Source organism: Natrialba asiatica DSM 12278 (assembly GCF_000337555.1).
GTDB classification, from domain to species: Archaea; Halobacteriota; Halobacteria; order Halobacteriales; family Natrialbaceae; genus Natrialba; species Natrialba asiatica.
Genome location: NZ_AOIO01000030.1, coordinates 89439 through 103839 on the forward strand (window position 1 = coordinate 89439; position 14401 = coordinate 103839).

At 64.6% G+C, this 14401-nt stretch carries 13 protein-coding genes; 7 read left to right on the forward strand and 6 right to left on the reverse strand.

Translation table 11 applies throughout. From position 1 onward, the window contains the following. The first annotated feature begins 1 nt into the window (after position 1). From nuoL to C481_RS11960, 5 genes are all read left to right on the forward strand, one after another. Complete coding sequence (nuoL, locus tag C481_RS11940) at positions 2–2044, forward strand: NADH-quinone oxidoreductase subunit L (RefSeq protein ID WP_006109478.1); 2043 nt, start codon at positions 2–4, stop codon at positions 2042–2044. Next, positions 2041–3576 (forward strand): complex I subunit 4 family protein, encoded by a 1536-nt coding sequence (locus tag C481_RS11945; protein ID WP_006109479.1) that lies wholly within the window; start codon positions 2041–2043, stop codon positions 3574–3576. The genes nuoL and C481_RS11945 overlap by 4 nt, the downstream gene beginning before the upstream one ends. Further along, positions 3576–5096 (forward strand): NADH-quinone oxidoreductase subunit N, encoded by a 1521-nt coding sequence (locus C481_RS11950; RefSeq protein ID WP_006109480.1) that lies wholly within the window; start codon positions 3576–3578, stop codon positions 5094–5096. Before C481_RS11945 ends, C481_RS11950 begins: the two co-directional genes overlap by 1 nt. Before the next feature lie 189 nt (positions 5097–5285). Continuing rightward, complete coding sequence (locus C481_RS11955; RefSeq protein WP_006109481.1) at positions 5286–6992, forward strand: DHH family phosphoesterase; 1707 nt, start codon at positions 5286–5288, stop codon at positions 6990–6992. Between the two features lie 53 nt (positions 6993–7045). Further along, on the forward strand, positions 7046–7858 hold the full coding sequence (locus C481_RS11960; protein ID WP_006109482.1) for a CBS domain-containing protein: 813 nt from the start codon (positions 7046–7048) through the stop codon (positions 7856–7858). Between the two features lie 62 nt (positions 7859–7920). On the opposite strand, the gene C481_RS11965 is transcribed toward C481_RS11960, so the two are convergent. From C481_RS11965 to C481_RS11980, 4 genes are all read right to left on the reverse strand, one after another. After that, positions 7921–8235, reverse strand: coding sequence for a hypothetical protein (locus C481_RS11965; protein WP_006109483.1), 315 nt, complete (start codon positions 8233–8235; stop codon positions 7921–7923). Positions 8236–8568: 333 nt separating this feature from the next. Then, positions 8569–8811, reverse strand: coding sequence for a DUF6684 family protein (locus C481_RS11970; protein WP_049904643.1), 243 nt, complete (start codon positions 8809–8811; stop codon positions 8569–8571). A 125-nt stretch (positions 8812–8936) separates the two neighbouring features. Beyond that, positions 8937–9356 (reverse strand): DUF7541 family protein, encoded by a 420-nt coding sequence (locus C481_RS11975; RefSeq protein WP_006109485.1) that lies wholly within the window; start codon positions 9354–9356, stop codon positions 8937–8939. 175 nt (positions 9357–9531) lie between these two features. After that, positions 9532–10596 (reverse strand): polyprenyl synthetase family protein, encoded by a 1065-nt coding sequence (locus C481_RS11980; RefSeq protein WP_006109486.1) that lies wholly within the window; start codon positions 10594–10596, stop codon positions 9532–9534. A gap of 167 nt (positions 10597–10763) precedes the next feature. On the opposite strand from C481_RS11980, the gene C481_RS11985 reads away from it, so the two are divergent. Together C481_RS11985 and C481_RS11990 are read left to right on the forward strand one after the other, a co-directional pair. Then, positions 10764–12077, forward strand: coding sequence for a M28 family peptidase (locus tag C481_RS11985; protein ID WP_006109487.1), 1314 nt, complete (start codon positions 10764–10766; stop codon positions 12075–12077). Between the two features lie 93 nt (positions 12078–12170). Then, positions 12171–12983 carry an NAD(+)/NADH kinase gene (locus C481_RS11990; protein WP_006109488.1) on the forward strand — a complete coding sequence of 271 codons (813 nt, stop codon included), beginning with the start codon at positions 12171–12173 and terminating at the stop codon, positions 12981–12983. A 184-nt stretch (positions 12984–13167) separates the two neighbouring features. Here the strand turns inward: C481_RS11990 and C481_RS11995 are convergent, their stop codons facing one another. Both C481_RS11995 and nth read right to left on the reverse strand, forming a co-directional pair. After that, positions 13168–13431: a hypothetical protein gene (locus tag C481_RS11995; RefSeq protein ID WP_006109489.1), complete on the reverse strand. Its 264-nt coding sequence runs from the start codon at positions 13429–13431 to the stop codon at positions 13168–13170. A gap of 81 nt (positions 13432–13512) precedes the next feature. Beyond that, a complete protein-coding gene (nth, locus tag C481_RS12000; protein ID WP_006109490.1) occupies positions 13513–14196 on the reverse strand; it encodes an endonuclease III in 684 nt (227 codons plus the stop codon). Positions 14197–14401 lie beyond the last annotated feature (205 nt).

Sequence of the window (14401 nt, forward strand, 5' to 3'; positions counted from 1 at the left end):
GATGGCAGGTACAGGTGCATTCGGCTACGCTCCGGCAATCGCACTGTTCCCGCTCGTGGCGTTCGTCGTCGCGCTAACCTTCGGCAAGTACATGCCGAAACGGGGCGCGATCGCGGGTATCCTCGCGACGGCAGGCTCGCTCCTGCTCTCGCTGTGGCTGCTCGTCACCGTCGCGGGCGGCGAAGTATATCACGAGACGCTCTACGAGTGGGCCGCCGGCGACGTGCTGACCGAAGCCGGACCCGACGGGATCGAGTTCACCTTCGGACTCCTGATCGATCCGCTGTCGGCGTTGATGCTCGTCATCGTCTCGCTGGTCGCGTTCCTCGTGCACGTCTTCAGTCTCGGGTACATGAACGCCGAGGGAGAGACCGGGCTGCCGCGGTACTACGCCGGGCTCGGGCTCTTTACGTTCAGCATGCTCGCCTTCGTCTACGCGGACAACCTGCTGATGGCGTTCATGTTCTTCGAACTCGTCGGCCTGTGTTCGTACCTGCTGATCGGCTTCTGGTTTCGCACCCGCTCGGCACCCTCGGCCGCGAAGAAGGCGTTCCTGGTCACCCGCTTCGGTGACTACTTCTTCCTGCTGGGCGTCGTCGCCATCGCGTCGACGTTCGGCACGGTCGCGTTCGCCGGCGAGAACTCCTTCGTCGTCGCCGCCGAGACGGCGATCGAAAACGGCCAGACGCTGTTCGGCTTCGATGCGCGGACCTGGGTGACGATCACCGCCTTGCTCGTCCTCGGGGGCGTCATGGGCAAGTCCGCACAGTTCCCGCTGCACACCTGGCTGCCGGACGCCATGGAGGGTCCGACCACCGTCTCCGCACTCATTCACGCGGCGACGATGGTCGCGGCCGGCGTCTATCTGGTTGCCCGAATGTTCGGCTACTACGCGCTCTCGCCGACCGCGCTGACGGTCATCGCGTTCGTCGGCGGCTTTACCGCGCTGTTTGCCGCGACGATGGGCGTCGTCAAAGACGACATCAAGCAGGTGCTCGCGTACTCGACGATCAGCCAGTACGGCTACATGATGCTCGGACTCGGCGTCGGCGGCTACGTCGCCGGCGTCTTCCACCTCATGAACCACGCCTTCTTCAAGGCGCTGCTGTTCCTGGGTGCCGGCGCGGTCATCGTCATCATGCACCACGAACAGGACATGTGGAAGATGGGCGGTTTGAAGGACAAAGCACCCATCACGTACTACACCTTCCTCGCCGGCGCGCTCGCGCTCGCTGGAATCATCCCGTTCTCGGGCTTCTGGTCGAAGGACGAGGTGCTCTACGACGCCCTGATCGTCGGCCTCGAACAGCCGGTGATCCTCGTCGCCTACGCGATGGCGCTCATCGCGGTCTTTTTCACCGGCTTCTACACCTTCCGGATGGTCTTCCTGACCTTCCACGGTGAGCCCCGGTCGGAGACCGCCGAGGACCCGCACCCGGTCGGCTGGTCGATCAAGGCTCCGCTGATCGTGCTGGGTATCCTCGCCGTCGTCGCCGGCCTCGTCAACCTCGCACCGCTCGCGCAGGTGCTAGGTGCCGACATCACGTTCTTGGAGCACTGGCTCGACGGCGAGTTCGGCTCGGTCGAAGGGCTGACCTACCACGCTTACCACGAGACCGTCGCCTTCGAGGAGGGCGCGATCGGGTCCGAGACGGTGACGATGCTGCTCGGTGCCGGCCTCTCGCTCGGACTGGCACTCGCCGGTGCACTCACCGCACACACCCTCTACAACGTTCCCGAGCCGGTGCGCCACAAGGAGCGACTCGGCGGCGTTCGCCGGACGCTCGAGGCGAACTACTACCAGGACGAGTACCAGGTCTGGATCGCCGAACGATTCACGTTGCCGGCCGCTCGCATGGCAGACCGGTTCGATCAGTCCGTCATCGACGGCCTCGTCAATAGCGTCTCGACCGCGAGTCTGTTCGGCGGCAGCCGGCTGAAACGCGTGCAGACCGGCCTCGTGACGAACTACGCGGCGCTGTTGGTGGCCGGGTTCATCGGCCTCCTGCTTCTCCTCGGCACGCTCGGGGGGTGGTTCTTATGATGATCGAAGCACTGATCGCGGTCGCACTGCTCGGCGCGCTCGTCACGTTCGTCGCGCCGAACCGCATCGCCGGCAAACTGGCGTTCGCCATCAGCCTGATTCCGACCGCACTCGCGCTGTGGCTGTTCTCGGCGTTCGACGGCAGCGGCAACGCCCTGCTCGGCGGTGAACTCGCGTTTTCCTCGAGCGTCGAGTGGATTCAGTTCGGCGACTACACGATCTCGTGGTTCGTCGGCCTCGACGGCATCAGCATGCCGCTCGTGGTCATGACGACGATCCTCGTCACCCTTGCGATCGTGAGTTCGTGGACGCCGATCGACGAGCGCGAGTCCCAGTTCTACGGACTCCTGCTCTTCATCGAGGCAAACCTGATCGGCGTCTTTGCCGCACTGGACTTCTTCGTCTGGTTCATCTTCTGGGAGGCCGTCCTCATCCCGATGTACTTGCTGATCGGGATCTGGGGCGGTCCGCGCCGGAAGTACGCGGCGATCAAGTTCTTCGTCTACACGAACGTCGCCTCGCTCGTGATGTTCGGCGCGTTCATCGCGCTCGTCCTCGGCCTCGGCGACGGGGTCACGAGCTTTGCGCTGCCCGAAATCGCGGACGCGATGGTCAACGACGGCGGCGTCCAGACGGCGCTGTTCGGCGTCGACCCGGGCACGCTCACCGCAATCGTGTTCGTCGCGATGTTCCTCGGCTTCGCGGTCAAGGTGCCCGTCGTCCCGTTCCACACGTGGCTGCCGGACGCCCACGTCGAGGCCCCGACGCCGGCTTCCGTCCTGCTTGCCGGCGTGCTGCTGAAGATGGGGACCTACGCACTGTTACGGTTCAACTTCACCATGTTCCCCGAGCAGGTCGCGGCCTACGCGGTGCCGATCGCCGCGATCGCGGTCATCAGCGTCATCTACGGCGCACTGTTGGCGCTGGCCCAGACGGACCTGAAACGGATCGTCGCCTACTCCTCGGTCTCCTCGATGGGCTACGTCATCCTCGGCCTGATCGCGTACACCGAGTTCGGCGTCAGCGGTGCGACCTTCCAGATGGTCAGTCACGGACTGATCTCCGGGCTGATGTTCATGGCTGTCGGCGTCATCTACAACGTGACCCACACGCGGATGGTCACCGACATGTCCGGACTGGCGGATCGGATGCCGGTCGCGGCCGGCGTTCTCGTCGCCGGCGCGTTCGGCTACATGGGACTGCCGCTGATGAGCGGCTTCTACGGCGAGTTCACGATCTTCTTCGGGGCCTTCGGCTCCGAGTTGCTCGCGTACTCGCAGGTGTTTACGGCGCTTGCGATGTTCGGCATCGTCATCGTCGCCGGCTACCTGCTGTTTGCGCTCCAGCGGACGGTCTTCGGGCCGTACCACCTGGAAACTGACTACGAGGTCGGCCGCGCCGCGCTGCACGACATCGCACCGATGTTCGTGTTGCTCGGACTGATCATCCTGCTTGGCGTGGCCCCGGAGCTGATCTTCGAGATGATGAAAGACGCAGTTACTCCGATTCTGGAGACCGGAGGTGGACTGTAATGGCGATCTTCGAACTCCCCGGCTGGACGGCGCTCGCCCCGGCAGTACTGCTCGCGGCGACGGCGCTGGCCCTGTTCGTCATCGATAGTATCTCGCCGACGACGACGAACCGCGGTCTGCTCGCCGGCACTGCGACGGCAGGCTCGCTCGCCGCACTCGGCGTCGCGGTCTGGTTCGTCCTGGCCGGCGTCGGCACGCCGACCATCGACGGCGGCCGCGGCGTCATCGACGTGCTGGGCAACCAGTTCGTCGTCGACCAGCTCGCGCTGTTCTTCATGATCGTCATCACCGTCGTCACGGCGCTCGTGACCGTCGCGAGCTACGATTACATGGAAGGGCACGCCTACCAGGCCGAGTACTACTCGTTGGTCTTGCTCGCCGCGACCGGGATGGCCACGATGGCCGCCGCCAATAGTCTGGTAACGATCTTCATCGCGCTCGAACTCTCGAGTCTGCCGTCCTACGCGCTCGTCGCGATCCTCAAGGACAACCGCGGCAGCGTCGAGGGTGGTATGAAGTACTTCCTGATCGGCGCGCTGTCCTCGGCCATCTTCCTCTACGGCATCTCGCTGGTCTACGGTGCGACCGGTCATCTGCAACTCGAAACCATCGCGGATGTCATCGGGAACGGCGACGCGAACGACTACGGCGGACTGCTCGGTCTCGGCATCCTCATGCTGATCGGCGGCTTCGCGTACAAGACCGCGAGCGTCCCGTTTCACTTCTGGGCCCCCGAGGCCTACGAGGGCGCACCCGCACCGATTTCGGCGTTCCTCTCGTCGGCCTCGAAGGCCGCCGGCTTCGTCATCGCGTTCCGCGTGTTCACCGAGGCGTTCCCCGTCGCTCGGACGGCAAGCGTCATCGGCGTCGACTGGACGGTCGCGTTCATCGTCCTCGCGGTCGTCACGATGACGCTCGGGAACTTCGCCGCCGCAACCCAGGAGAACGTCAAACGCATGCTCGCGTACTCCTCGATCGGCCACGCGGGCTACGCGCTGATCGGCCTGGCCGGCATCTCGGCCGACGGCGGTGCACTCGTCATGGGCGCGGCGATGATGCACCTGCTGGTCTACGGCTTCATGAACACTGGCGCGTTCCTGTTCGTCGCACTCGCCGAGTACTGGGGCGTCGGCCGTACCTTCGAAGACTACAATGGCCTCGCCCGACAGGCACCCGTCGCCTGCTTCGCGCTCGGGATCTGTCTGTTCAGTCTCGCCGGCATTCCGCCGCTGGGCGGCTTCTGGAGCAAGTACTTCCTGTATACCAGCGCACTCGACGCCGGCTTGCTCGTCGTCGCCGCCGCGCTCGTAGTCAACAGCGCCCTCTCGCTGTACTACTACTCCCGGCTGATCAAGGCCGTCTGGATCGAAGACCCGGTCGTCGAACGCGACTCCCTCTCCCAGCCGATCGGACTGTACGCTGCGCTCGTCGTCGCAGCCGTCATGACGGTTGCACTCCTGCCGATGTTCGGCCCCGTCGCCGATACGGCCGTCAACGCAGCAACTGCCGTGCTCACCTAACACGGAACACGGAACACGGAACATCGACCACCTAACTCCTGGCCTTTCTCTCCTGTCGCTTCTGCACTCGAAAACTCCTCGTTTGGCGTCGGTTCGAGTTCACGATAGCTCACGTGGTGGCGGTCGTGCGGTCTCAGCCCGAACTCGGTACCGGTAGGTTTTACCTCTCTGGGTCGCAAGCCGCGATACATGGTTTTCCGGCTCGTCCTCGGGTGCGGAACCGTCGGCCGCACCGTTGCCGAAGCACTCTCTACCCGCGGCCAGAGCCATCTTCCGGGCCACACACACGGTTCCGACGCTATCAATTCGACTCTCTCTTCCACACCCACTGCGACTGCCACCAGTCCGAGCACGGCACCAACTGCCGCGTACACTACCGCCAGACAGTCCCCCCTCTCTCTCGTCGCCAAGACTGCAACAGCGACCAGTCCGGCCGATCGCCTCCTCGTCATCACCGCCGACCAGAACGTCGCCGAAACGCTCCGTGATGAGAGCATCCCCGCCCGCCGTGGCGACCCGACCGATCCCGACACCCTCGCAACCATCGACCACCCCGATGTCATCTTCATCGGCGGTGATCGAACCGATACCAACCGCGACGCCCTCGAAACCGCGAGAGATGAGTTCCCCGCCGCTTCGATCACCGCCTATATGGGCGGGAACCCGACACCCGACGACCGAGCCAGGTTTACTGAACTCGCGGACCACACCGTCGATGCCACGAGTTCACTCGTCGAACGGGTGTTGGAGGAGACGACGACGTCGGGGGCCGAGGCGGCGCTCGGGCTGCAACGGAAGTTAGTGACGATCGATGGGCCGCTCGCGGTCGTGATGCACGACAACCCCGATCCGGACGCGATCGCGAGCGCGGTTGCGCTTGCCGATATCGCCGAGTCGGTTGGTGTTCCCGCCGATGCCTGTTATTTCGGGGACATCTCTCATCAGGAGAATCGGGCGATGGTGAACCTGCTGGGGCTGTCCCTGCGGAACCTTTCGCCGGGTGAGACGCTGGATACGTACGAGGCAGTTGCGCTGGTTGATCACTCCCGACCGGGGGTCAACGACCAACTTCCCGAAGAGCGTCCGATCGATATCGTCATCGACCATCATCCGCCGCGGGGACCGATCCCGAGCGAGTTCGTCGAGTTGCGCGAGTCGGTCGGGGCGACCAGTACGATACTGACGGAGTATATCGATCGGTTCAACGGGACGTTCGGCTCGGCGACGGCGACGGCGTTACTGTACGGAATTCGGATCGACACGAACGACTTTACGCGGGAGGTCTCGCCGGCGGACTTTCGGGCAGCGTCGGTTCTCCGGCCGCACGTCGAGACGTCTATTCTTCGCCGGATCGAACAACCGACGCTCGAAGGCGAGACGCTCGAGACGATTGCGCTGGCGATCAAAAACCGGATCCAGCGCGGATCGATCGTCGTGGCGAGTGCCGGCCGGATCGGGAACCGGGACGCGCTTCCCCAGGCGGCAGATCAGTTGCTCGCGATGGACGGTGTCGAAACGACGCTCGTCTTCGGGTTCAGGGACGAGATGGCGTTTCTCTCGGCCCGGTCCCGGTCCAGCGATGTCGATCTCGGGGAAACGCTCCGGGACGGATTCGACCAGATCGGGAGTGCCGGCGGTCACGCGGACATGGCTGGTGCCCAACTCGAAGTCGGCATTCTCGGCCAACTCGACGACGAAGCGGAGGTCGAATCGATCGTCAGCGTTGCAGAGGAAGTGATCACCGACCGGTTTTTCGAGGCGATGGAGACGCGTCCGGGTGTCCCGGTCAGTACGGACCACCGGGCGAGCGAGTGGCTGTTCGAGGCGGATGCCGACTGGGTGGAATCGCCGGAGTCGCTTCGCTCGCCCGTCGAAACGGACGACGACGAGGATTGACGCCATCTGCGGGCAGTAACAGTACTTTTGCGCACGGACCCGTTACCACCGGTATGGAGATCGTGTCGGACAGGACAAAGCCCCAGGTCGAGGAGTACATGACCCGCGACGTGGCGACCGTCTCGCCCGACGCTACCGTGGGTGACGTTGCAACGCGGATCGCCGAGAGCGACGAGCACAGCGGTTTTCCCGTCTGTGAACGCCGTCGCGTCGAGGGCTTCATCAGCGCTCGCGACCTGTTGCTGGCCGACAACGACGACCCCATCTTCAAGGTCATGACGACCGACCTGCTCGTCGCCCACCCCGAGATGAAGGTCACCGACGCCGCTCGCGTCATCCTTCGCTCCGGCATCCAGAAACTCCCCGTCGTCGACGATGCAGGCAACCTCGTCGGGATCATTTCGAACGCCGACGTCATCCGCAGTCAGATCGAACGCGCAACCCCCGAAAAGGTCGGGAAACTCGTCCGCACGCTCGAACAGATTCACAATATCGAACTCGAACAGGAACGCCGGACCGTTGCGATCGATCAACTCACACCCACCCAGGGCCGCGTCTACGCCGACGAACTCGAGGGACGCCAGTACGAACTCGAACGCGGCCTGGCCGAACCCCTCGTCGTTATCGACAACGCCGGCACGCTCTTGCTCGCCGACGGCCACCACCGCGTCCTCGCCTCCGACCGACTCGGCATCGACGCCATGGATGCCTACGTCATCGTCATCGACCACGAAATCGAACTCGGAATGGCCGAGACCGCCGCCAACGAGGGACTCGAAGAACTCGACGATATCGAGGTCGTCGACTACGCGCGCCACCCGCTGGTCCAGACGACGAAGCGATTACAATCGGCGGCGAACGACTGATCACTGATCACGATCGATCGGCTCTGCTCCTCGGACGTCCTGCTCGTCGCGGTTCGCGGTGGTTATTCGCTCGTTCTGTTGCCGACTCGTGATACCACCATTACGACTGCAACCAGTGTCAGCAGCACGCAGCCGATCGTCACAGCCCCGTAAAGCGCACCCGTTATCGGCGACACGACGACCGTTGCTCCGTTCACGGTTACCGACTCGAGTTCAGCGTGCCGAGGAAGCAGAAAGCCAAGAACGCCCCCGAAGACAGCAGTGACGAGGACGATCGTCCCGACTGTAGCGAGAACGAGCGTGCGTCCGGTGATCGTTCTCCCTGTCGCTGCGATCGGCTCGGCAGTGGGCGTCGTCTTGCTTCGGTCATCAGTCATGGTCGTCGTCCCCTCGACATCGGATACAAACTTTTGTTCGTGTCCGGCGTTCGTACGACTGTGACCGAGAAGGAACTCTTCGCGCTCTTGCTCGTTGGGATTGCACTCTTGATGGGAACGGCGGGATTCATGTTGATCATCAATTGAACTCGTGCCGGCGTGCGAGTCGCCACACGCCGGGTCTCATAGCGATTCCGAGGAGACCGTCATTTGGTTGCTGTCTATACCCAGTCGTTCGAGGCCTGCGATCCGACTCGTCTCGAGAGCGGGGGGAGGTGGTTCGAATCGCACCGACTCCGGTCACCGCCACGACGAAGCGAGCCATCCCTCCGGTTACGGCGTTTCCCCGCGCGTGTGGTCGTCACTCTCGATCGCGCGTGCGGCAATGGCCGTAACGACGGCGAGTGAAACGGCTATCGAGATCAAAATCGCGAACTGAATCGTCGACTGTAGCGGGGAGAATCCCCACGGGTTGAATACGGCGAACAAGCCGGTGAAGAACAAGATAATCACGAACGGGATGAAGTTGACCGCGAGGTCCAATGCGAGTTCAGTGTCGAATGCACGGCGGCTCATATGTTTGTGGGTGTGTTGGGTGTGGGCTTTGGTCTCGAGTGGCGAGTACGTCCGGTAGTTCCGGTAGTTCGATAGTAACCGGTGTGGTTTCAGCGGCATTCGGGCGCGGTTCACTTTCCGACCTCTCACCCGTGTCGACCACCCCGGTCGCTTTTGCGGTTCCGGCGCGAGCGAGCGCGGAGGGCGACCGCGCCGACAGCGGTGATGACACCGGCGACGGCGATTGCGATTCCACGTCTCGCGAGGCCGGTCAGTTCGTCGGCAGGAGCGACCGAGAGCGTTCCGGTCCCGAGCGCGTACAGGAGCCCGCCGAAGACGACGAAGACGATGCCGAATCCGATTGCGAGTGGCCACGGCCGAGCGACGCGCGCGGACTCCGTGAGAAAGCCGGTGACGCTCGCGGCGAACAGAACGAGGCCGGCGACGGCAACCGGGAGCAAGGCGACGACGATCCCGACCTCCGAGAAGACGAGGCCGAGAGCGACGAGCAGCGGCCAGGGACTCGTGGTCGCCGATCCGGTACCGTGTGCAGAGTGGTCGCCCATGGGGAACAGTATGACGCCCTCGCCGTAGTATCTACCCCTACAAATCAGAGAGCGGAACACTCACCGTCGCTAACCAGTATCGGAATCGGTACGTGATCGGGACGAGCGACAGTGCGGTTTCGAGATCACTTCCGCGGCCGGGTCGAACTCGGCGCTGGAACACCGCGGGCGGCACCTAGACGTCGCGGTCGACGACGAACTCCGTGAACGTATACAGCCGCTCGGTCGTCTCCGTGTCGAGAGCGAGTTCATCGACGGCTGTACGAGCATCGGCGGCGAGTTCGAGTGCGTGCTCGCGGGCGTACTCGATGCTGCCGGCGCCCTCGATGATCGACAGCGCCTCGGCGATTTCGTCGTCGGTGTTCGTCTCGGCTTCCAGAATCTCCTGCAGGCGCGTCGCCGTTTCTGGCGGACTCTCCTCGATGGCGTGGATGACCAGCAGCGTCTTCTTGCCCTCGCGAACGTCGTTGCCGAACTCCTTGCCGAACTCGCCGGCGCGGCCGAGGGAGTTTTCGACGTCGAGGATGTCGTCGCCGATCTGGAAGGCGACGGCGGTCAGTTCGGCGTAGGTGGCGGCGGCCCGTTCGACGCGCTCGGGTTGATCGGTGATAATCGCGGCGAGGCGGGCGACGATGCGGCCGAGACAGCCGGTCTTGCACGCGCACATCTCGAGGTACTCCGCGGGCGTGATCCGAACCTCGCGCTCGTTGTGCCAGCAGATGTCCATGCCCTGGCCGAGGTGGGTGCGGTTGAGTTCGTCCATCAGCATCTCGTAGGCGGCCAGTCGCTGTTCGGCCGGCAGATTCCCGGGGTCCTCGGTCAGGATCTTCAGCGGCAGGAAATAGAGTGCGTTGCCGGCGTTCAGCGCGACGTCGCGCCCGTAGATGTGGTGCAACGCGGGTTCGCCGCGGCGTTTCGTCGCGCCGTCCTCGACGTCATCGACGATGATCGTCCCGTTGTGCAGGATTTCCGGAATGCACGCGTAGGGCAAGTAAGCCATCGGGTCCTCGCCGAAGCCTTCGATAAAGACGAGAAAGAGGACGGCACGCCAGCGTTTGCCGCCGCGGTCGAGTAAGTCCCAAAGCGGGTCGGACAGCGCCCGCTGGAGGGCGTCCGGGTCGTAGGCGTAGGTCGGCTCGCCGAAGAACGATTCGAGGTACTCGGTGTCGATCTCGCGCGGCACGAGATCGGCGATCGCCCCGTCTACGACTGGCCGCCACTCGACAAGCGTCTCCCGCATACACGCCCCGAGAGCGAGCGAAGTAAAAAAGATTCTTAGTTCGTCCTAAATGTGCGGTAAGCCCGAACGTGCGGTGAGACCACACACGGCGGGGACACCGAAGCCGAATCGCGGTACCGCGTCCGACAAACGGTACAATTACCCGCTCCGCCGAGATACCCGGCACTATGACCGCCTGGATCGGCGACGTCTTCACCAGCGACGCTGGCTGGACGCACCTGGAACGACTGGTCGACATCGGCAACCGAATGGCAGGCAGCGACGGCGAGCGAGCGGCCGCCGAACTGACCCGCGACGCACTCGCCGACGCCGGCGCTCGAAACGCCCGCCTCGACCCCTTCGACATTCAGGGCTGGACGCGCGGCGAGAGTTCTATCGTCGCTGGCGAGGAGAACGAGCTCGACTGCATCGCGCTCCCCCGAAGCCCGGCCGACGGCGCGACGGCCGAACTCGTCGACCTCGGGTACGGACTGCCGGAGGACTTCGAGGACGCCGATCTCGAGGGGAAGGTTGCGATGGTCCGCAGCGACATTCCGGACTACTACGAGCGCTACATCCACCGCCGGGATAAGTACTACCACGCCGTCGACCAGGGGGCCGTCGGCTTCGTCTACCGCAACCACGTCCCGGGCTGCCTTCCGCCGACCGGCAGCGTCGGGACCGAGGACGATCCGATCGGCGACATCCCCGCCGTCGGCGTCTCGAAAGAGGTCGGCGCGCGCCTGGCCCGCCGGTACGACGGCGAGGAACTCGCGGTCAGCGTCGACGCGGACATCGCGGCGGCCGCGAGCCAGAACGTCCACGCCGAACTCGGCCCCGAAACCGAGGAACGCGTCCTCATCACGAGCCACGTCGACGCTCACGACATCGCCGAGGGCGCGCTCGACAACGGTGCCGGCACCGCGATGGTCGTCGAACTCGCCAACGCGCTCGCCGCCCGCGAGGACGAACTCGAGACGCGCGTCGAGTTCGTCGCCTACGGGGCCGAGGAGGTCGGCCTGGTCGGCTCCGGCTACCACGCCGAACGAGCCGACCACGACGAAATCAAAGCGATCGTCAACAACGACGGCGTCGTCCGCGACCGGACGCTCTCGCTGACGACCCACGGCTTCCCCGAACTGGAAGACGCCGCGAACGCGGTCGCCGAGCGCCGCGACCACCCGATCGAGACGGTCCCCGAACTCGGCCCCCACAGCGATCACTGGCCGTTCGTCCAGTGGGGCGTCCCCGGCTACCACGCGAAATCGACCGCCGACGAAGTCGGCCGCGGCTGGGGCCACACCTTCGCCGACACGCTGGAGAAACTCGAGGTTCGCACCCTGCGCGAACAGGCGATCTTGCTCACCGACCTCGTCGTCGAACTCGCGGGCGACGAGCGAACCGTCGAACACCGACCGGCCGAGGAAATCGCCGCCGACCTCGAAGCGCAGGGACTCGCCGAAGGTAGCAAACTCACGGGCGACTGGCCGTACGACGACTGATCGAACGAACCCCGTGACCGGCCGCTCGACGGTAACCCGCAGCCGTCTGGGACGGACCCCACGCTTTTGATCACGCCACGCTAACTGGTCCGCATGGACGCTGGCACGTGGTCTCCCGACGAGTCGCCGGTTATCGGCCTCCTCGAGTTCAGTTCGAACGAGTCGCTTCCGGCGACCGACGCGTTCGAGTCGGCGCTCGCCGCGGCCGACGCGACGATTCACCGGGGTGAACTCGAGGCCGTCCTCGATGCGGAGCCGGCTCCGTCGCTGCTGGTCGCAGCCGGCGGGGCGGCGCTTTCGGCGCTCGCTCGTGCAACCGCCACCGCCTCGCTCTCCGCACCAGTGCTTCCAGTCGGGCCGATTCCGGGCGTTCGAGCTGCGTCTCGAAATCGCGCTCCCGACGCCCTCGCCGCGGCACTCGAGGGCGACGCGACAGTTCGACGCCGGGACGTGTTGGAAGCCGACGCATTGTTCGAGGGCGACGCGAGCCACCCCCCCGTTCGGGCGCTGTTCGATCTCACCCTCGTCACCGACGAACCCGCCTCCATCTCCGAGTTCTCGATCCGAAGCCGGGACGAGACGGTCGACTCGGTTCGGGCGGACGGCATCGTCGTCGCTACCGCGGCCGGCACGCACGGCTACGCGAGCGCCGTCGACGCCCCGGAACTCTCTCGGGCGGTCGACGGCGTCGCCGTCGCTCCGATCGGACCGTTCGTGACGAAGACCCGCCAGTGGGTTCTCCCGGATCGTGAACTCGCGCTGACGATCGACCGCGACGAACAGCCGGTGACGCTGGTCGCCGACGAGCAAGCGATCGGTCGCGTCGCCGTGGCCGAACCGGTTACCGTCTCGGTCACCGAGACGGTCCCGGTGCTCGCGGTGCCCGGTACTGTACTCGAAGGGTGAATTCGGTCCGACCGTAAGCGCCTCGAAAACGAGTGGAAAACAACGAGAAAACGCAACTACGTGTTCGACCCGCCGGAATCGCGCTGGCCCTGCGTTCGTGATCGGCGTCGCAGTTCGGGACGTGGGATCGCCCGCCCGCTGAACTCGCCCCAGTTCAGCCTGTCCACGCCCGATCGCCCGTCGCTTAACTGTTGTACGGCTCTTCGTCCCGGTGGTGATCCGGATTCGCGTTGTCGAGCGCGTCCGCCTCGCGCTCGTCGGATTTGTGCTCGATATCCTGTCGGCGCTGTTCCTCGTCCTCTCGCTCTCTGGCTTCCTTCTCCTCCTCGGTGAGCTCGTCGTCGTCCTCCTCGTCGTCGGTTTCTTCGTGGGTTAGTTCGACGTCCCGTCCGTGTTCGTCTTTCCCGGTCCTGTCGGTCTGGCCGGTTTCGCTTGGGTCGTCAACCATGGTGATCCCATGCGGGGCTATCGTCGCTCGCCGAAAAGGCGTTCGGCTTGCGTGAGTCGACCCGCAGCCAGCGCCGCGGCGCTACCAGGGCTCGCCAGAAGCAAGGTCGATCTCGCTGTCGCCCTTCTCCGAGGGACAGATGTCCGCGAGGACGCAGTCATCGCAGTCGGGGTTTCGGGCCGTACAGGTCGCGCGGCCGTGATCGATACAGAGGTGGGTGAACTGCTGCCAGTAGCCCTCGGGGACGAGTTCCATCAGCTCCCGTTCGATCGGTTCGGGGTACTCTTCCTCGGTCAGCCCGAGCCGGCGAGAGAGGCGCTGGACGTGCGTGTCGACGACGATGCCCTCGACGACGTCGTGACCGTGCTGGAGGACGACGTTTGCCGTCTTGCGCCCCACACCGGAAAGATCGGTGAGTTCGTCCATCGTGTCGGGAACCTCGCCGTCGTGTTCCTCGACGATCGTTTGACAGGCGCTGCGAATGTACTTCGCCTTGTTGTTGTAGTAGGTGATCGAGTTCAGTTCCTCGGCGAGTTCGTCCTGGGGCGCGGTGGCGTAGTCTTCGGGCCCGTCGTACGTCTCGAAGAGGTGTTCGGTTTCGGTGTTGACGCGCTCGTCGGTGCACTGTGCCGAGAGGATGACGGCGATCAGCAGTTCGAGGCGGTTCGAGTACCGGAGTGAAATCGTCGAGTCCGGATACGCTTCCTCGAGTCGATCGACGACCTCCGCAGCCTGATCCGTGCGGCTCTCACGCGGCGTTCCCATGCAGCGTTCGTTGCGAGAGCGTCCATTTGAGGTGTTCGGTTCGACCCCAGTGATCCGGCAGGCGTGCCACGGCGGGTCGTTTGGAAGAGAGTGCGGTACGGTGACGCGCCGTGGCCATCGCGGACGGATGAACGCGTGAGCGGCGGTTCGTTCCGGCCGGATAGTTGCATCAGTTTCAACGAACGGGAGGTATTATTAGTCGCGT